The organism is Streptomyces sp. STR69 (assembly GCF_024519455.1).
Lineage (GTDB): Bacteria > Actinomycetota > Actinomycetes > Streptomycetales > Streptomycetaceae > Streptomyces.
Genome location: NZ_JALJRY010000013.1, coordinates 132000 through 151157 on the forward strand (window position 1 = coordinate 132000; position 19158 = coordinate 151157).

The following is a 19158-nucleotide window of genomic DNA, read 5'->3' on the forward strand; positions in this document are numbered from 1 at the left end:
CGGAGCAACCGGGAGGGACGGTCTCGCCGATGAGCCAGTACGTCGTGTTTCTGTTGCTGGGGCTGGGCAGTGGGGCGGTGTTCGGCGCCCTCGCGCTGGCACTGGTGCTCACCTACCGCGGTTCCGGGGTGGTCAACTTCGCCACCGGGGCGATCGCGTTGTACAGCGCGTACACCTACGCGTTCCTGCGCCAAGGTGAGTTGCTGGTGCCGCTGCCGGGTGTGCCGAAGAAGGTCGGGCTCGGCGGACCGCTCGGTCTCTTCCCGGCGGTGGTCATCTCCCTTGTGCTGGCGGCCCTGTTGGGGGTGGTGCTGTACGGGCTGGTCTTCCGGCCGTTGCGCACCGCACCGCCGGTGGCGAAGGCCGTCGCCTCGATCGGGGTGATGCTGGTGATCCAGGCCGTGCTGGCCGCGGGCGTGGGTACGGGTGCGGTGTCGGTGAAGGCCATCCTGCCCAACGACCCGGTGTCCTGGGGCGGTTCGCTCATCCCGGGCGACCGGCTGTGGTTCGCAGCCGTCATCGTCGTACTGACCGTCGTGCTGGCGCTGGTGTTCCGGCTGACCCGGTTCGGTCTGGCGGCCCGGGCGGTGGCGGAGTCGGAGAAGGGCGCGCTGGTCAGCGGGTTGTCGCCGGAGCGGATCGCGGTGGCGAACTGGGCGCTCAGCTCGGCCATCGCCGGCCTGTCCGGCATCCTGATCGCGCCGATCGTGCCGCTGGTCCCGGTGTCCTACACGCTGTTCATCGTCCCGGCCCTCGCGGCGGCGCTGGTCGGCAACTTCACCGCGCTGATCCCGGCCGTGGGAGCCGGGCTGGTCATCGGGATGCTCCAGTCCGAGGTGCAGTTCCTGCAGGGGAAATGGTCGTGGCTGCCCCAGACCGGTCTGGCCCAACTGGTGCCGCTGGCCGTCATCCTGGCCTACCTGGTGGTGCGCGGGCGTCCGCTTCCCACCCGTGGCTCGCTGATCCAGCAGGCGCTCGGCCGGGCACCGCGCCCGGACCGTGTGCTGGTCCCGGCCGTCGTGAGTACGGCCCTGGGTGTCGTCGTGCTCCTGGCCACCCACGGCAGCATTCGCGCCGCCGTGATCACCTCGCTGACCCTGGCGGTGATCTCGCTGTCGCTGGTGGTCGTCACCGGGTTCGCCGGGCAGATCTCGCTGGCGCAGCTGACGCTGGCCGGAGTCGGCGCGTTCAGCCTGAGCAGGCTGAGTGCGGGATGGGGTATACCCTTTCCGTTCGCCCCACTGCTGGCGGCCCTGGCGGCGATGGTGATCGGGGTCGTGATCGGGCTTCCCGCGCTGCGGATCCGCGGTCTTCCGGCGGCGGTGGTCACGGTCGCGCTGGCGGTGGCACTGGAGGCCTTCTGGTTCCGCAACCCCGAACTCAACGGCGGCCTCGGCGGCTCCAAGATCCCCTCGCCGCACCTGTTCGGCCTCGACCTGGGCATCGGCTCCGGCGAGGACTATCCACGGCTGCCCTTCGCGCTGCTGTGTCTGGTGGTGCTGTTGCTGGTGGGCCTGGGCGTGGCGTGGCTGCGGCGCAGCAGGCTCGGCGCCGCGATGCTCGCCGTGCGTGCCAACGAACGGTCGGCCGCGGCTGCCGGCATCGACGTCGCCCGCACGAAGATCGTCGCCTTCGCGATCGGCGCGTTCGTCGCCGGGCTCGGCGGCGCCCTCCTGGGCTACCAACAGACCGTCGCGGACGCCGAGATGTTCACCGCGATCGGCGGCCTCGGCCTGTTCGCCACCGCCTATCTGGCAGGTGTCACCGCCCTGTCCGGCGGCATCGTGGCCGGTGTCATGGGAGCCGGCGGCCTGCTGCCCGTCCTGCTGGACCGGGCCCTGTCCCTCGGCGAGTGGTACGACGTGATCATGGGCGTCGGACTCGTCCTCACCGTGATCACCAACCCCGAGGGCGTCGTCGGCCCGGCGCACGAACTGGCGGCGCGAGTCCGGCGCGCACGCCACCCGGCAGCCGTCGACACCGTGGACGAGCAGGACGCCGACGCGCTGACCGGTTCGGCACCGGCCGCCCGTCGCCCGGTTCCCGAACCGGGCGAGGTGGTGCTCGCGGTGCGCGAGGTCGGGGTGCGCTACGGCGGTGTGGTGGCCGTCGACTCGGTCTCCTTCGAGGTGCGTTCGGGCGAGATCGTCGGCGTGATCGGGCCGAACGGTGCCGGGAAGACCACCCTGCTCGACGCCATCAGCGGATACCACCGCAGCACGGGAACAGTGGAGTTCGACGGCCGGGAGATCTCGTCCCTGAAGCCGCATCAGCGCGGCCGGGCGGGCCTCGGCCGCACCTTCCAGGGCATCGAGCTCTACGAGGATCTCAGCGTGGAGGAGAACGTGCTGGTCGGGGAGGCCGCGGCCCGGCACGGCGGCGACCATGTCGGTTCCGTGCAGGGGCCGGAGCTGCGCAACCGATTGTTCGAGACGCTGCACCTGAGCCGGTTCCGGGCCCAGCCGGCCCGCGAACTCTCCCAGGGCAGGCGGCAGTTGGTGTCCATCGCGCGCGCCCTGGCGGGCCGCCCCCGGATGCTGCTGCTGGACGAGCCCGCGGCCGGTCTCGACAGTTCCGAGAGCCGGTGGCTGGGCGACCGGCTGCGGGCCGTGCGGGCCGACGGTGTGACCGTGCTGCTGATCGACCACGACATGGGGCTGGTGCTCGACGTGTGCGACCGGATCGTCGTGCTGGACATCGGAAAGGTCATCGCGGACGGAACTCCCGCCGAGATCAAGGCGGATCCACGCGTCGCCACCGCCTACCTCGGCGCGGCGCAGAGCGATACGGACCAGGTGCGGGGGGAGGTCGTCCAGTGACCGGGCCGGAGCTGCTGATGTGCGAGGGCGTGGACGCGGGCTACACGAAGGGGCGACCAGTGGTGCGCGCCTTCGACCTGAAGCTGCTGCCCGGTGAGGTCTTGGCCCTTCTCGGGCCCAACGGGGCGGGAAAGACAACCCTGTTGACGACGCTCGCCGGTCTGCAGCCGCGACTGGGCGGGACGGTGGCCCTCGACGGCCGGGAGATCCGTGGCGGCCGGGCGCGCGAGGCAGCCCGACGGGGACTGGTCCTCGTGCCCGACGACCGCGCTCTGTTCACGCAGTTGACCGTGCGGGACAACCTGACGCTCGCACGACGGCGGCAGGGCAGCACCGTGGACCAGGTGCTCGACTTCTTTCCTGCACTGGGGAAACGGCTGAAGGTCGCGGCCGGCCTGCTCTCCGGCGGGGAGCAGCAGATGCTGGCCCTGGGCCGGGCCATGATCCAGGATCCGCGGGTGCTGCTCGTCGACGAGCTGAGCATGGGGCTGGCGCCGGTGATCGTCGAGGAACTGCTGCCGGTGGTACGGCGGATCGCCGAGGACACCGGCGCGGCCGTCGTACTGGTCGAGCAGCACGTCCGGCTGGCCCTCGACGTGGCGGACCGGGCGGCGGTCCTGGTGCACGGCGAAACCGTGCTGAGCGACTCCGCCGACCGGCTCGCGGCCGACCCCGGCCTGCTGGAACGCGCCTATCTCGGCGAGCGGTCACCGGATCCGGATCCCGTCCCGTGACCGGATGGACCGGATCAGGCCGTACTCGCCTACGCGTCGGGGGTGAGCCCGCGGACGCGGTAGTCGGTGAGTACGGCCGTGACCACTTCGGTGCGGGAGCGCAGCCCGGTGCGGGCGAACAGCCGGGACAGCCGGTTGGCGACCGCGTCCTCCGTGAGCCGTAGCACCGTGGCGATCTGACGGTTGGTCAGGCCCTCGGCGATCAGCGTCGCGAGCAGCTGCTCGCTCTCGACGGTGGCCTGTCTCCGGCCGGGGACGGTGATCCCGGCCGCGCGCATGGCGGCCCGGGCGTGGAAACGCTCCAGCGCGGCACCGCACTGCCCGAACAGTTCGTACGCCTCGCGCAGCAGTGCGGGCGGGCCTGCGCCCGCGTCGGCGGCGGCGCCCAACGTCACCGCCGTCTCGAACGGCTGGCTGCGTGAGCGGGCCAGCTCCACGGCCTCCCGCAGGTTGCGGTCGGCGGTGCCGGGACTCTCCTGCCGTAACAGCCGGGCCGAGGCCAGCAGATACGTCAGGCGGGTCCTTCCGGTGCCCATCCGGGCGGAGATGTGTTCCAGGCGGTCCAGGCAGGTCGCCGCCTCCGCCCTGCGGCCCGCCTGCGCGAGCAACTCCGTCAGGGACGCCCAGAGTTCGTCGGTGCCGGCGACCTGGGCGTGTGCGTCCGCCGCGGCGAGACCGCGCCGTAGCGACCGCTCGGCGCCGACCGGATCGCCGAGGGTCCGCAGCACGTCGGCCTCGGCGGCGTCCAGTGAGTGTTCCGGTGGGCCTTCGCCCGGGACGCGCACGCCGTCGATCACGCGACGGGCGCTGGTGACGCGGCCCCGGGCGAGCAGGATCGCCACGGTCCGCGCCGGAATCAGGTACTTGTCCAGCGCGGGCGTGTGGAACTGGTTGTTCGCCAGCATCCAGCGGGTTGGCTCCAGTGCCTGGTCCCACTCGCCCCGGAGGTGGTGCCGCAGGAACCGACCGGACCGGGGCAGCAGTTCGGGGGTCATGCCCTGAGCGGTCAGGAGGGCTTCGGCGGCGTGCAGGTCCCCGCCGTTGAGGAGCTCGTCGAACTTGGTGACGGTCAGCGCATAGGTACGGTCGGGGCCGATGTGCGGGACTTCCGGGACGGCGAGTGAGCGTCGGAAGCGTTCCGGCCGGCCCAGCGCGAGTTCCGCCGCGTCGCGGAAGCAGGTGGGATTGGCGCGGGCTCGGACGTCGGTGCTCCACACGGGTTCGGTCCGCGCCAGGAGGTCCAGCGCTTCGTGCCATCTCGCCAGCAGACACAGGGCCAGCGCACGGCCGGTCGCGCCGGCCAGGACGGGCAGCCGCAGTTCGTCCCACCAGCGCGGGGTGGCCAGCCGGGACAGCGCCGCCCAGTCCAGGTCGTCGGCCGTCGCCGCCGTCAACAGGGTGGCTGTCTCCTGGAGTTCGAGCGGGCCGAGGATGTCCGGGCGGTTGCGCAGGATCGACTCGGCGATGGCGCGTGCGGTCGCGAAGTCTCCGGCGAAGTAGGCGGCGACGGCGTACCGCTGAAGGGCCGGGACACGGTCGGCGGGTCGCTCGATGAGATAGCCGGCCGCGCGACACCACCGGAGCATTCCCCTGCCCTCGGCGTCGGGATGCAGACGCTCGACCGCCGCGGTCAACTCGCGTGCCGCGCGGTCGCGTTCGACGAGGGTGCCCGCCTCCGCGATGCGGTCCGCGAGGTAGGCCACCGCGTCGACGTCGTCGAGCCGGGTTGTCGTCGGCCGCTGCTGCATCCCTGACGCCGTGTCTGCCTCGTCGGCATCGGCCCAGAGGGTCTCCACTGCGGTGGCGGACAGCCGGCTGCGTTCCAGCGGCCCGAGCCGCTCGCGTACGGCGTGTGCCGCCAGCGGTACGGTGAACGTCCAACCCTGGTGCGCTTCGGCAGAGTTGAGCTGGCGCAGACCCCCGACGGTCTCCTCGATGATCTCCGCGTCGATCAACTCGCGGACTGCTTCGCGGACTTCGTCGGTGGAGAGTCCGGCCGAGGCCGCGATCAGTTCCACGGCCCGTACGCCGAGGGGCCACAGGATACTCAGTGCCCCGGCCACCGTGCGGCACGGTTCGCCCAGCGCGGCCAGTGCCCTCATGTGCCGGTCGCTGTCCGGAAGTTCGGGTATCGGTGTCCGCGCCCCGACGAAGGCGTGGCCGTCCGTCACCCTGATCGCCCCTTGCCGGGTCCAGGCGGTGAGCAGTGCGTCGACCGCCCCTGGCAGACCCTGCGTGAGGTCGCGTACCCGCCGGGCCAGGCCGGTGTCGGGGATCGCCGCCAACCGCCGCGCCACCATGGCGGTCGTCTCCTCCGGGGTAAGAGGGGGCAGCACGATCGTGCGGGCCCTGTCGACGCCCCTCCGGTGCCGGGATGCGTGGTCTCGCCCCACAGCCGAGGCCACCAGCCGCGCACCGGACGGGATTCCGGGGAAGTCGATGCCGCCGAGCAGGGACAGTGAGTCGGCGTCGGCGTGCTGGATGTCGTCGATCACCACCACGGACGCGGTCCGCGCCAGGGCCGTGTGCAGCAGTGCGGCCATCCCCGTCCCGTCGCCCCGCCCGGCCGCCCGCACCGCCTCCACGTTCCGGCGGTCCTCCAACGCCATGACGAGCCGCAGCGCCAGCAGGAAGGGCCGCGCGTCGTCGCCCTGAACGCAGCCCACGGCACGTACGAACACCCCCTGAGCGCGCAGCCGTTCGGCGACGGCATGCAGGAACACCGTGCGTCCGGCGCCTCGCCGACCCCGGACCAGCACCAGGCGCGACCCGTCCGTGTCTCTCAGCCAGCCATGGACTTCACCCAACTCCCGCTCACGCCCCACGAGTTGGCCAGCCAACGGGCCCACACCGACTGCCGTGCCGCCGTGCGCCGACCGGGGGTCCTCGGACGCAAGAGTCATGGTCCACTACGTTCTCTTCGACGACTTGTGCCGGGTGGACGGTGACGAGTCCGGTCGGCCATGTGTTCGGAAATTGGCCCCGCGGCCACATTATGATCACATCCGGACGGTCGTTTCCGTCGGCCGGCGGACTCCGCACCCAGCGCGCCCCGAACGTGCGCGCTCCTGGCGGCCGTTCACCCGCGGAGTACCGGACCCGGAAGGGGTGGACGTGCGGGCATGGGAGCCTGTCATCGGCAGGGACGGTGAACTCCGGGACGTGACGCGGACGTTGATGTCCACCGGCGCTTCGGCGCGCACCCTCCTGGTCGTCGGAGGACCGGGAACGGGCAAGACCGCCGTGGTGGAACAGGCCCGGCGGGCCGCGGCCGAGGAAGGCGCCCACGTCCTACGGCTGCGCTGTCACGACGGTGCGAGCCCGCCCGGTGCCGCCGCCCTGGCCGACGGCGTGCACTCGGTGCTCGCCAAGTTCCACGACCGTCGCAGCCCGGTCCGGGTCGGTGCCGTCCGCCGGATCCGCCTGCAATCCACCGGCCACGACGGCGAGTTGGCGCTGCTGTCCGTTCTCGGCGAGATCCTCACGGACGCGGCGGCGCACCTCCCCTTCGCGGTGGTGGTCGACGACATCGACCGGATGCCACCGCGGACGGCGTCCGCCCTCGGCCTGCTGCTGCGCGTCTTCCGCCCGGTCGGGGTGCCGATGGTGATGGCCGGCCGACCGCTCCGTCCCCCGGACGACGGCGCCCCACCGCTAGCAGCGGCGGCCGACCGACTGCTGGAACTGCCGCCGCTGCGGCCCACCGACATCGAGGCCCTCGTCGTACGGCGGCTCGGCCGACCGGTCGAACCGGCCCTGGTGACAGCGGTGTTGGGCGCGCTGGGCCCGATGGCGGGGATCCCCGAAGCCGTACTGTCGGTGCTCGACGCGATGGCCGAGCACGGTGGCTTCCTGGAACTCGACGGCCACGTCTGTCTGACCCAACCGGAGCGGGCGCTGCGGCTCACCACCGACGTGAAGAAGCTGAGCCGCCTGTGCTGGCCGGACGCGCCGCCGGACCCCGTCGCCCTGGACGCCGCGGCGGCGGTGGCCCGCAACCTCGAACACGCCGAAGTGCGCCTGGACGATCTGCTCCGCCTGAAGCCCGGTGGACCGCGTCGGGCGGGTCTGGTCGACCGCTCGCTCACCCCGCTGGTCAAGGACGGGACGCTGACCGTGGACGGGGACGGCCGGATGGCGTTCGCCGTTCCGGCGCTCGCGGCGGCACTGCGCGCACTGCCCACGCACCACGGCGTGTCGTCGCTGCACGCCCTGATCACCAGGTCGTTGACCGACCGGCTGGGCCCGCAGACGGCCGGCAGCTGCTATCCGCGCCTCGCCGAGCACGTGGCGGCGGCCGGGGCCGAACTGGACGACGCCCTGGCGGTGGACGTACTGCTCGCGGCTGCCCGTACGGACGCCAGGTCGGACTGGCCCCGGTCGGTCCGCGCCTACGCCTCGGCGCTGCGGCGCCTGGCACCGCACGACCACCGGACGCCCGGCGTCCTGCGCGAGTCCGCCGAACTGAGCCTGCGCCACGCCGACCACCCGGGTGCGCTGGCCCTGGGCGAACCGCTGCTCGCCCACCTGTCCGCGTCACCGGCCCGGCAGGACCGTGACTGTCTCGACTTCGTCGCGGAGGTGTGGGCGATGGCGGCGCTGCACGAGCACCGGTTGCCGGACACCGCAGGCACCGGTCTCCCCGCCGACGATGTCCGGAATCAGATTCCCGCCGTAGCCCAATTCGCGGAACTCGTCGGCCCGTTCGGGCTCGGCGCAACGACGCCCAGACCGGCGAGCGGGACTCCTCGGCCGTCGGCCGCAGGACACCGTACGCGCACCGGACCGATGCCGTCCCAACCGACAAGCGGGCCCCGCCAACCGGATGCCCCCGACCCTCGTGGGGACGCCGGACCACCGCCGTCCCCACCGACAGGCGGGACTCACCAGCCCCCGACTCCCGCCCGCCGTCCGGGCTCCGGACCGCTGCCCTCCCCGCCGGAGCTGCGGTTGCTGGCCGCCGCCACGGGCAGCCGTGCCGAACTGTCGGGCGCGCTGCACGCCCTGTCTCCCGAGGCGAGCGGCGCGCTGGACCTGGACAGGCTGCGGACGGCGGCCGTGCACGCGGACCTGACCGGTGTTCTGGCCACCGTGCTCGGGGACCGCTACACGGGGGCGGGCAACAGCACGGCCGCCTGGTACCACGCCATGGTTCGCGACTACCTCGAAGGCGACTGGGACCGGGCGCTGGTGGCGGCCCGCCGGATCGAGGCGCGCAGCCGGACGCGCGGCACGACGGCCGGCGCCGCGCAGTCCGCCCGGGTGCTCGCGGCCGAAATCCTCTGTACGCGTGGGGAGTTGGGGAGGGCCAGGACCTGGCTGGAGCTGGTTCCGGACAGCGTGTCGCACCCGCTCGTCGCCTGGGCCAGGCTCGGCCTGCGGTACTGGTCGGGGCAGGTGGAGGAGTCGTTGGAGACGGCGCTGAGGGACGTACGGCGGGCTCACGGGAGCGGTGTGCACTCGGGTACCGAGAAGGTGTTGCTGCGGTACGTCGCCTTCGCCCTGGTGGCGGACCTGCCGCAGGCCATGCGGGAGGGGCTGGCCGAACTGGAGGCGCTGCACGAGGTGGTGGGCTCCGCGATGACGCGCGAGGCGGTGCTGTTCGGCCGTGGTCTGGTGCACGGCGACGCGGACAGCGCGCTGGCCGCACTGCGGTCGGTGCGCGGGCGGGGTGACGCGTACCAGAACCTGCTCTGTTGTCTGTCCCTGATGGAGATCGGCGACGAGTCCGAACCGTGGCCGGCCGAGGCCTCTCGGATTGCGCGGTCGCTGGGGATCGGGCGGGCCACCCGCACGACGCTCGGCCACATGACACGGCGGCGGACCTTCGGGCTGCCGAGGACGCGCCCGGCCAAGGACACATTCGGCGAGGACGACGTCAGGCTGACCACGATGGTCAGCAACGGGGCGACCAACCGCCAGATCGCGGCACGCCTCGCGTGGAGCGAGAAGACCGTCGAACGGCGGCTCACCCGGCTCTTCCAGCGCACCGGGTGCCGCTCCCGGGTGGAGCTGGCCGCGGCCTGGCTGGACGGCAGCCTCGCCCGCCGTGTCCTGGTCCCGGACGGCACCCACCGGGCCGGAACGACACTGCCGGGCCCCGGCGGAACGACACCGCCGGGCCGGCTGTGACGGCCGGTCAGCCGAGGCGGGCGGTGTGGGTGTCGATGGGTACACCGAGCCGGCCCGTGTCGAGGGAGCCGTCGGACCTCACCCGGAGGTTCCACTCAAGGGTGGGGATGTAGCCGAGCACCAGCAGCGTGTCCGTCCCGCGCAACGGGGTCTCGCCCCATCGCTCGTTGCGGTACTGGGCCGCGGTCACCACGAAGAGCCGGCGGGCGTGTGTCGGAGCGTTCGCCCCGCCGCGGTCCCTGCCCATGAACAGGGTGTGCAGGGCCGATGGTCCGGACACCTGGTTCTCGCCGACGGACAGCGCCTCGCCCCGGCCGGTCGCGGTGCGCAGCCGGGCCGATCGCGCGCCCAGCCCGTCGGTCACCGAGGGAGTGGCGGCCGAGCCCACCAGGACGACCGTGGCGAGGGTTCCGACCGGTCCCGAGACCACTTCGGAGATGAGGGCCTGCGCGAGACGCAGGACATCGTCGTCGTCTCCCGTCAGGGCGATCGGGCCGCTGAGCCGGGAGAGGTCGACCAGTGTCCTTTCGCCCCTGTACAGACCGAGAGTGACGGTCAGCGAGTACGGGTGGGTGAGCGCGTCACCCGCGTTGCCGGTCCGCCGCAGGTCCTTCGTGTCCACCGACCACTCCTTCCCGGAGACGTCCGCGGTCCACGGCGCCGGCGCGTGGGTGTCCGCCTCGGTGAGCCGTAACGTCAGTCGCTGCCCCGAGTGGACGACGGTCTGCAGGTCCGGCAGCGGGCGCCCGCCGTGCGTACGGCCCACGGCCACGGCCCGCAGACCGAGGGCCACGGTCTCCAGCGCCTTGCGGTGGGCGCCCGACAGCCCTGAACGGACCCGCTCCGAGGGCGAGTTGCGGCTACGGCGGATCAGCGCGGCCCCGACCAGGAGCAGGCCGAGCAGCACGCACAGGGCAATGGACGCGAGCATGCGGCCACCTTTGTTGCTAGAAGTTGTCGGATTCGGTCACCGGCTCCGTGGAGACGCGGCCCGTCAGGGTGGAACGCCGGCGGTCCCCTGAACCGGGCCCCGGTGTTCACCGCACGGCATCGTCGCGTGCCTGTCGTCTCCGATGGAGGGCGAAACCGCCAACCTTGCCGGTCCGTACAGGGAGTTGGTGGGATCCACCACCCAGGGCCGCGGCGCCGCTCGGACCGAGGTCAGGGCGCTTCGTCAACTCGCGGCAGATTTCCCTCGGTTGACCGGCGAGGGGGCGGTGGCACGGATGCGCGGTCGGTGCCGGTGGCAGCATCGTCCTCCCGTACGACCGCAGTTGGGAGGTGGGGGCACATGCCTCAGCACGTACTCGGCGAGACCCTGCGCGTGGCGATTCACGCGCCCGCTCCCCTCGTCCGCGCCGGACTGGCCGGCTTCGTCGCCATGGAGCCGCGACTGCGCGAGGTGCCACCGGACAGGATCCGGGAGGCCGACGCGATCGTGGTCGCCGTGGACGTGGCGGACGCCGCCGTCCTGGACCTGCTCCGCAGCCTGTGCGACAAGCCGGGCGCGCGTTTTGTGGTGGTGGTGGGCAAGCAGTGGCGGGCCGATGTGTCGGCGGCGCGGCACCGGGGTGTCCGGGCGGTCGTGTGGTGGGACTTCTGCAGCCCGGACGTCTTCGTCCGTACGGTCCGCGCGGTGGCCGGGGAGCCCGCCGCCCGGCGAAGTCCCGCACGCCAGCCGCGTGATGCCACACCGAGCGAACGAGCCGTCGCGGTCGCCGGGGACCGGGCCGCGCTGAGCCCGCGCGAGGTGGCGGTGCTGCGCCTGATCGCCGAAGGAAGGCAGTGCGACGAGATAGCGACGGAACTCTCCTATTCCGAGCGCACAGTGCGGTACATCCTCTACGGCGCGATGAAGCGCCTGCGGACCCGCACCCGGGCCCACGCCGTCTCGTCCGCCATCCGGGCCGGACTGATCTGAACCGGCGCCGTGCCCGACCCGCCGCCTCCGGCCCGCCGCATCCGGCCGGCGCAGCGTGTCGAATGCGCCGGTTCCCGATCGACGTGAGAGTGGAAGCACCACCTCCACGACTCAGGAGCGCCCCATCATGACCGTGACCGCGGATTTCGCCATGTCCCTCGACGGATACATCGCCGGTACCGGCGTCACCGTCGACAACCCCGGAGGCGACGGCGCCGAGCTGCTCTTCGAGTGGATCCACAACCTGGCGAGCTGGCGGGAGCGCCAGGGCATGACCGGTGGGGAGGAGAACCGCGACTCGGAGTTGATGCGCGAGTGGTTCGACGCCACCGGGGCGGTGGTCATGGGGCGGACGATGTACGACACCGGCGAGGAGTTCTGGGGCGACAACCCGCCGTTCCGGGCACCGGTGTTCGTGCTCACGCACCACCCCCGACCGACCCTCGTCAAGGAGGGCGGCACCACCTTCACCTTCGTCACGGACGGCATCCACAGCGCCCTCGACCGGGCGAGGGCCGCCGCCGGTGAAAGGAACGTCGACATCGCCGGTGGTGCGAGCACGGTCCGGCAGTACCTCGGGGCGGGGCTCGTCGACGAGCTCCAGCTGCATGTGGTGCCCGCGCTGCTCGGCGACGGCCTGCGCCTCTTCGAGGGAACGGGTACGGGACGGCGGCGAGTCGAGCAGGTCGGGGTGGTCGACACTCCCCTGGCCACCCATCTGAAGTACCGCTTCGTGGAGTGAGCGTTCCGTACCCGCTCCGTCCGTTCCGTCGGGACGATCACCCGGCGTGCCGCAACGAGATCGGGTCACCCACCCGGACCGTGCCCGCCTCCAGAACGTCCAGGTACACGCCGAGGCACGAGAGCCGGCCCAGGTCGAAGACCGGTACGCGGTGTTCCCGGGCGACCGCGCGCATGATGCCGGGGTCCGGCGGCAGTTCGTCGTGGCCGAGGGTGGGAACCACGCAGCGGGGTGTCGGCACCAGGACCCGGAACAGGGCCTCCCCCACCCGCAGGCACGACCCCACCCAGGCGTCCTCCGGGAAGCCGGGTTCCCCGGGGGTGTCCACGACCAGGTTCGGCCGGAAGCGGCGGGCGTCGAAGTCCCCCGCCGGGTGGACGGCGCGCATCCGGTCCAGGGCCGCGGTGGTGACGAGATGGACCCGGCCGAAGTCGAAGAACGTCCCCGGGGCGACGCCGCCCGTCGTGATGCTCTCCCCGGTGACGTCGACGGTGGCCGACTCCCGCACGGAGTCCGGGACCCCGCCCTCGTACGCGGGCACCGCGCGCTCCAGCCTGCTGTCCTCCGGCACGACGGCCGACAGGAAGACCTGGCGACCCAGCAGTTTGGACAACTCCCCGTCCAGGTCCGGGTCTTCGACCGGGAGGGCGGTGCCGTCCGGCAGTACGACCCTCACCACGCCGGAGTCGTCAAGGCGGCTGCGGCAGCGCAGCAACTCACCCCATTTCCGCGGGTGTTTGGCGCTGCCGACCGCACCCGTCCCGTCGAGGACGGCGTAGACCCGGTCCCCGGAGAGCCCGCGCTCCGTGACCGCCGCGGCGACAACGGCCTCGCCCACCATCGACTTCACCGGATAGCGGTACAGCGCCGCGACAGTCCCCATGGAGCAATCTCCTTCAGAGGGTGAGCAGTTCCTCGTAGAAACCCCCGAACTCCCGCTCACGGTCGACGAGATGGATCTCCAGGATCCAGTGACAGTTGCGGCCGGCCTTGTCGGTGCGGCGCATGGGTGTGACGTTCTCCGGGGTGACGTACGACTCGACGTGCGCGCCCTCGATCGTCTCGTGCGGGAACTCGCCGACCAGGTGTCCGGCGTGCCAGCCGCCCAGCTCCCAGCCCGCCTTCTCGGCGAGGCGGACGACCTCGGCGTACAGGCGCTCGCCGGTGATGTCCTGGGTGCTCTCGAAGAAGCTCCGGCCGGCCGCGAACACTTTGGGCAGGTCGTCGCGCAGTCGGTGTTTGACCGGGTCGCCGCCGAGGACGAAGGTCCGGCCGAAGTCGGCCTCGTACTCCTCGAAGATCGGTCCGAAGTCGGCGAACACGATGTCGTCGGCGCCGATCACCCGGTCCGGCGGGTTCTCCTTGTACGGCTTGAGCGTGTTCGGTCCCGAGCGCACGATCCGCTTGTGCCAGTGCCGGGTGGTGCCGAACATCTCGTTCGCGAGATCGCGGATCCGGTCGCTGACCGCGCGTTCCCCCTCGCCGGGCGCGACGAGCCCGCGCTCCTCGATCTCCGCGAAGAGCAGTGCGGCTTTGGCCTGGGCATCGAGCAGGCGTGCGGCCCGCGTGGGTTCGTCGTCAGCCATGGGCCGAACCTAACCAGCCCGATCATTGTCGGCAACGGTATTCCGCATGCCGGGCTCGCCGCACCCCGTGGCGTGGGCAGCGGGTTCAGCCGGCGACGCGGGACGCGCGGGCCAGGAAGTGGTGCGGAGCGTCCTCGTAGCGGGACAGGTCCCATCCGCCGTGCGCAGGGCGGGGCGCAGTCGGTGCTCCGCGAGGAGGTCGTCCGGGTCGAGGGGGCGGCCGTGGCGGGCGGCGCGTTCGGCGCGGCCGGAGGGGTGGTAGAGCAGCAGGGTGCCGTCGGGTGCGGTGACGCGGGCCCATTCGCGCAGGGCGGTCGCGGGGTCGGGTACGTGGTTGATCAGGCCCGCGCTGAAGACGGCGTCCAGCGCGGCGGTCGGCAGCGGCAGTCGGCAGACGTCGGCCAGCAGCAGGTGCCCGTCCTTGTCGCGGCTCTCGCGCAGGGCGGCGGTGAGCATCGCAGGCGTGAGGTCGACGCCGAGGACGAGGCCCGCGTCGCCGACGTGTGCGCGCAGTGCGGGCAGTGCCCGGCCGGTGCCGCAGCCGAGGTCCGGGACCCGCGCGCCGGGGCGCAGTTCCATCCGCTCGACGGCCACCGCGTACCGGGGGCCGTCGTCCGCGAACCGTTCCTCCCAGGTGGCCGCCCGCCGGGTGAAGAAGGCGCGGGTCGCGGTCTGCTCGGCGCGCGCCGCGACGAAGGCGGCGAAGCGCTTGAACACACCGTCGCGGTGCCGGGCCAGTACGGCCAGTTCGGCGGGCGCGGACTCGATCAGGCCGGGGGCGGTGGCCGCTTCCTCGGGGAAGGCGTCGGCGAAGGCGCCGACCGCGGTCTCGTCCACCTCCAGGTGGAACTGCGTTCCCCACGCCGAGCCGCCGAGCCGGAACGCCTGCACCGGGTACCGGTCGCAGGAGGCCAGCAGGGTCGCCCCGGCCGGCAGGTCCATCGTGTCGCCGTGCCAGTGCAGCACCCGCAGCCGCTCGGGAACGCCCGCGAAGAGGGCGTCGCTGCGCGCGGCCTGCGTCATCCACACGTCGGCCCAGCCGATCTGTGCCCCGTCGCCCGGCCGTCCGGCACCGCCCGCCGCGACGGCCAGCAACTGCGCGCCGAGGCACACGCCCAGTACGGGGATCTCGGCGTCCAACGCGGCGCGCAGCAGGGCCAGTTCAGCGTTCCGGCCGGGGAAGTCCTCGTAGGCGGCCATCGCCCCGCCCATCACCACCAGACCCACCAGGTCGTCGGCCGTGTCCGGCACCGGGTCGCCCGCTCAGGTCCGGCAGACCCGGGTCGGCAGCCCGGCCGCCTTGAGCGCGGAGCCGATGGCGTAGGGGCCTTCGTGCGGTGCGTGCTCCACGATCTGAATCACGGGCGACCACCTCCCGCACGACCGTACCCGGACGATGGCCGAAACCAAACGCGGATACGAGACGAAGAGCTCGTCCTGCCTCGCAATTGCCAGGACATACCTCTCATTGCCCAGGCGCGGGCGAATACCCCTGCCACAGCGGCGGGATTCCGGCGCCCGCCCTCCCCCTTTCGCGGCTTTCTCCGATTTGCCAGGACGGAGGAAACTCCCAGGTGGCGGATGCGACGAGGTCTGTGACGGGCGCGGCCGGAGCGGCTAGCTTGTGGACGCACAACCGGTGATAAATCCGGCAATCCAGAACTTTCTCCTGTGAGGCGTTCCGTCATGACCTTGAGCATCCGCAACCAGATTCCCGGCACCGTCACGGCCGTCACGCCCGGCGCGGTGATGGCGACCGTGAAGGTGCGCCTCGACGGCGGCCAGGACCTCACGGCGGCGATCACGCTGGAGGCCGTGAAGGACCTGGGGCTCGCCGAGGGTACGGCCGTACGCGCCATGATGAAGTCCACCGAGGTCGCGCTCGCCACCGGCCGGGTGGAGGGGCTGTCCATCCGCAACCAGCTGCCCGGCACAGTCAGCGACGTCGCCACCGGCGGGGCGATGGCCGTCGTCAAGATCACGGTCGACGGGGGCGAGCTGACCGCGGCGATCACCAAGGACGCGGTCGGCGACCTCGGTCTGGCGGCCGGTTCACCGGTCGTCGCGCTGATCAAGTCGACCGAGGTGTCCCTGGCGACCGTCTGACCTGTTCGGGGTGTGCTGGTCAGACGCCGGTCTCCGGCCCGTACCCCGCAGAGCGGCGATGCGCGCGGGCGCACCCGGACCCGGCCTCGGTCGCGTCGGCCGGGAGCGCCTACGCTGCTCGGGAGAGGTAGCCGTAACCAGGTCACCGGTGAGGAAGGGACGTCCCGCGTGGCAAGCGACCGACAGGGCACGGCCGAGGCCGCCGACGACGCGGACCGCCACATCCCGCCCGGCCAGCGCCATGTGCACGGTTGGCCGGTCTCGCACTACGGGCCCGTCCCCCGCTTCCGCCCCGACCGCTGGAACCTGCGGGTCCACGGCGCCACCGCCGACGGCACCGAGCACAGCTGGACCTTCGACGAACTGGCGCCCCTGCCGCATGTCACGGTCGTCGCCGACCTGCACTGCGCGTCCGGCCCGACCTCCACCGACCACGAGTGGTACGGCATCCCCGCCACCGCCCTCCTGGACCTGGTGCCGCCCGCGCCGGAGGTCACGCACGTCATGGCCTGGGCGGAGTACGGCTATTCCGCCAACCTCCGCCTCGCCGACTTCACGGCCTCGCAGACCCTGCTGGCCACCCACCACAACGGCGAGCCCCTCACCGCCGAACACGGCTTCCCCCTGCGCCTGGTCGTGCCGCACCTGTACGGCTACAAGAGCCCCAAGTGGCTGCGCGCCGTCGAGTACCTCACCGAGGACCGCCGCGGTTTCTGGGAGGAACGCGGCTACCACAACATCGCCGACCCCTGGAAAGAACAGCGCTACTCCTACCAGGAGCAGGACGAGGACGGTACGGAGCACAGCGCCTGAGTGGCCGAGACCTTCCCCCGCTCCAGGACCCGTACTGCCCGGCGATGTTGACGGCACGTAGGCTCGCCCGCATGGTTGCGCAGCGCATGGTCGACGTGAACGGCGTACGGCTGGAGATCGCCGAACAGGGCGAAGGCCCGCTGGTGGTGCTCCTGCACGGCTTCCCGGAGTCATGGCACTCCTGGCACCGCCAGATCGGCCCACTGGCCGACGCGGGCTTCCGGGTGGTCGCCCCCAACCAGCGGGGATACGGCCGCAGCGACCGTCCCGAGGCCGTCGACGCGTACACCGTCTTCCATCTGGTCGGCGATGTCGTCGGTCTCATCCAGGAGTTGGGCGAGCGGCAGGCGTACGTCGTGGGCCACGACTGGGGTGCGGCGGTCGCCTGGCACACCGCGCTGCTGCGGCCGGACATGGTGCTCGGGGTGGCCGGCCTGAGCGTCCCGCCGCCCTTCCGCGGCCAGTACCCGCCGCTGGCCGTGACGCAGGAGCGGTTCGGGGGCCGGTTCTACTGGAACTACTTCGACCGTCCCGGGGTCGCCGACGCCGAGTTCGGCGCGGACACCCGGACCACGCTCCGCAAGTTCCTCTACTCCGCCTCCGCCGCGGCCTCTCCCTCCGGCGAGATCATGCAGCCGCTGGTCCCCTCGGGGCAGGGCTGGCTCGCGTCCATGGAGGATCCCGAGGTGCTGCCGGACTGGCTCACCGAGGAGGCCCTCGACGCGCTCACGGAGAGCTTCGCCGGGGGTTTCACCGGCCCGCTGAACTGGTACCGCAACCTCGACCGCAACTGGGAGCTGACCGCGCCCTGGCACAACGCCGTCGTCACCCCGCCCGCCCTGTATGTGTACGGCGACCGCGACCTCGTCCCCGCGTTCCCGGGCGCCCCCGAACTCATCGCGCAGCTGCCCGACTTCATGCCCAACCTGGTACGCAAGCCCGTCGAACTGGCCGACTGCGGCCACTGGACCCAGCAGGAACGTCCGGACGAGGTGAACGCGGCGCTCATCGATTTCCTGACGGCCTGCGGTGAGGGCGCCGGGGAACAGGAAATCCGCTGATCATGGAGTTCCTCTGCCTCCACCGCGACCGGCCCGGCTCCCTCGCCCTGCGCGAGGAACTGACGGAGCGGCACTGGTCCTACATGGACCGGTACGCGAAGGAGATGATCGCCCGGGGCCCGACCCTCTCCGACGACGGCGCCCCCACGGGCAGCGTGCACATCCTCGACCTGCCCTCTCCGGCCGCCGCCCGCGCGTTCGCCTTCGACGAGCCGAACCACCAGGCCGGTGTCTACCGGGACGTGTTCCTGCGCCGCTGGCGGAACGCGCTGGGGCGCACCATGTGGGACTTCCCCGGCGGCCGGACCGGCGGCGACCGGTACCTGGTGATCGGCCTCGGCGCCGGTCCGGCGGCGGACCTCGCCGTGCCGCCCGACCGCGACGAACTGATCGCGTACGGACCGCTGTTGTCCGACGACGGCACCTTCTGGCTGGGCACGGCGGCACTGCTCCGGGCACCCGACCCGAGGGCGGCACGCGCCGTGCTCACACAGGATCGCTACGCGGACATCGAGGTCCACAACTGGCAGTTCGGCGGACGACCGTCCTGAACCGCCGCCCTCTCAACCGTCGGTGGTAGACGGCGCCTCTCAGCAGGGAGGAACCCGATCCTGGCACGAGGTCCGGAGGCGGGAGCAGGATGGTGTCCGACGAACCAAGCACGGGAACAGGACACCGGCATGACCACGCCCCACCCTCTCCACCACCTCAAGCCGGAACTCGTCGTCATCCCGTGCGGCAGCCGCAAACTGGACCATCCCGCGCGGGCCGCGGACATGTACGTCGGCTCGTACCACCGCGCGTGCCGCAGCGCGGCCGAAGCCCTGCGCCCCGACCGGCTGTTGATCCTCTCGGCGCGGTACGGCCTGCTCGATCTCGACGACGTCGTCGAGCCGTACGACACTCCGCACGGGGCAACAGGCGCCGTTACGGCCCCAGTTCTTCTGGAACAGGCGACGCTGCGCGGCATCGTGCGCCTCGATCCCGTCGTCGCTCTCGGAGGAGCCCGGCACGTCGGTCTGGTGCACGCCGTGTGGCCGCACGCCCACACACCGCTCGCCGGAACGCGCGGCATGGGTGAGCAGATGGCCCGGCTGGCGGCGATACGCAACAGCCCTGTCCGCTGACGGAGTTGGCCGACCCTCTCGTGGTCGCACCGCGTGAACCGTTGCGTCCAGGGTAGGAAACGGGGTCGGACGCGGCCGGACGGACGGTCGCTGCTTCTGCGAAGGGAACGGTGCGGA

General features: G+C 72.2%; 15 protein-coding genes. 10 read left to right on the top strand and 5 right to left on the bottom strand.

The window, feature by feature from the left end; all coding sequences use genetic code 11:
• Positions 1 to 29: 29 nt before the first annotated feature.
• Together OC490_RS24670 and OC490_RS24675 are read left to right on the top strand one after the other, a co-directional pair.
• A complete protein-coding gene (locus OC490_RS24670; protein WP_262060169.1) occupies positions 30 to 2819 on the top strand; it encodes a branched-chain amino acid ABC transporter permease/ATP-binding protein in 2790 nt (929 codons plus the stop codon).
• Positions 2816 to 3553: an ABC transporter ATP-binding protein gene (locus OC490_RS24675; protein ID WP_262060170.1), complete on the top strand. Its 738-nt coding sequence runs from the start codon at positions 2816 to 2818 to the stop codon at positions 3551 to 3553. Before OC490_RS24670 ends, OC490_RS24675 begins: the two co-directional genes overlap by 4 nt.
• A 29-nt stretch (positions 3554 to 3582) precedes the next feature.
• On the opposite strand, the gene OC490_RS24680 is transcribed toward OC490_RS24675, so the two are convergent.
• Positions 3583 to 6456: an AAA family ATPase gene (locus OC490_RS24680; protein ID WP_262060171.1), complete on the bottom strand. Its 2874-nt coding sequence runs from the start codon at positions 6454 to 6456 to the stop codon at positions 3583 to 3585.
• A 211-nt stretch (positions 6457 to 6667) separates the two neighbouring features.
• Between OC490_RS24680 and OC490_RS24685 the strand changes: the two genes are divergently transcribed.
• A complete protein-coding gene (locus tag OC490_RS24685; RefSeq protein ID WP_262060172.1) occupies positions 6668 to 9685 on the top strand; it encodes a helix-turn-helix transcriptional regulator in 3018 nt (1005 codons plus the stop codon).
• A gap of 7 nt (positions 9686 to 9692) precedes the next feature.
• Here the strand turns inward: OC490_RS24685 and OC490_RS24690 are convergent, their stop codons facing one another.
• On the bottom strand, positions 9693 to 10616 hold the full coding sequence (locus tag OC490_RS24690) for a hypothetical protein (protein ID WP_262060173.1): 924 nt from the start codon (positions 10614 to 10616) through the stop codon (positions 9693 to 9695).
• 360 nt (positions 10617 to 10976) lie between these two features.
• Between OC490_RS24690 and OC490_RS24695 the strand changes: the two genes are divergently transcribed.
• Both OC490_RS24695 and OC490_RS24700 read left to right on the top strand, forming a co-directional pair.
• The gene (locus OC490_RS24695; RefSeq protein WP_262060174.1) at positions 10977 to 11606 is read left to right on the top strand and encodes a helix-turn-helix transcriptional regulator; all 630 of its coding nucleotides are present in this window, start codon (positions 10977 to 10979) and stop codon (positions 11604 to 11606) included.
• Positions 11607 to 11733: 127 nt separating this feature from the next.
• Positions 11734 to 12348, top strand: coding sequence for a dihydrofolate reductase family protein (locus tag OC490_RS24700; RefSeq protein WP_262060175.1), 615 nt, complete (start codon positions 11734 to 11736; stop codon positions 12346 to 12348).
• Positions 12349 to 12385: 37 nt separating this feature from the next.
• On the opposite strand, the gene OC490_RS24705 is transcribed toward OC490_RS24700, so the two are convergent.
• From OC490_RS24705 to OC490_RS24715, 3 genes are read right to left on the bottom strand one after another with little or no spacing between them, the layout of a single operon-like run.
• Entirely contained in the window at positions 12386 to 13231 is an 846-nt protein-coding gene (locus OC490_RS24705) for an MOSC domain-containing protein (RefSeq protein WP_262060176.1), read from the bottom strand.
• Between the two features lie 13 nt (positions 13232 to 13244).
• Positions 13245 to 13934 (bottom strand): aminopeptidase P family protein, encoded by a 690-nt coding sequence (locus OC490_RS24710; RefSeq protein ID WP_262060177.1) that lies wholly within the window; start codon positions 13932 to 13934, stop codon positions 13245 to 13247.
• A gap of 9 nt (positions 13935 to 13943) precedes the next feature.
• Positions 13944 to 15185 carry a methyltransferase domain-containing protein gene (locus OC490_RS24715; protein WP_262060178.1) on the bottom strand — a complete coding sequence of 414 codons (1242 nt, stop codon included), beginning with the start codon at positions 15183 to 15185 and terminating at the stop codon, positions 13944 to 13946.
• Between the two features lie 435 nt (positions 15186 to 15620).
• Between OC490_RS24715 and OC490_RS24720 the strand changes: the two genes are divergently transcribed.
• The 5 genes from OC490_RS24720 to OC490_RS24740 all read left to right on the top strand — a co-directional run bounded on the left by OC490_RS24720 (position 15621) and on the right by OC490_RS24740 (position 19041).
• On the top strand, positions 15621 to 16040 hold the full coding sequence (locus OC490_RS24720; RefSeq protein WP_093631270.1) for a molybdopterin-binding protein: 420 nt from the start codon (positions 15621 to 15623) through the stop codon (positions 16038 to 16040).
• Positions 16041 to 16208: 168 nt separating this feature from the next.
• Positions 16209 to 16853: a molybdopterin-dependent oxidoreductase gene (locus OC490_RS24725; RefSeq protein ID WP_262060179.1), complete on the top strand. Its 645-nt coding sequence runs from the start codon at positions 16209 to 16211 to the stop codon at positions 16851 to 16853.
• Between the two features lie 71 nt (positions 16854 to 16924).
• Positions 16925 to 17914, top strand: coding sequence for an alpha/beta fold hydrolase (locus OC490_RS24730; protein ID WP_262060180.1), 990 nt, complete (start codon positions 16925 to 16927; stop codon positions 17912 to 17914).
• 2 nt (positions 17915 to 17916) lie between these two features.
• A complete protein-coding gene (locus tag OC490_RS24735; RefSeq protein WP_262060181.1) occupies positions 17917 to 18465 on the top strand; it encodes a YciI family protein in 549 nt (182 codons plus the stop codon).
• Positions 18466 to 18594: 129 nt separating this feature from the next.
• Entirely contained in the window at positions 18595 to 19041 is a 447-nt protein-coding gene (locus tag OC490_RS24740) for a DUF6884 domain-containing protein (RefSeq protein WP_262060182.1), read from the top strand.
• Positions 19042 to 19158 lie beyond the last annotated feature (117 nt).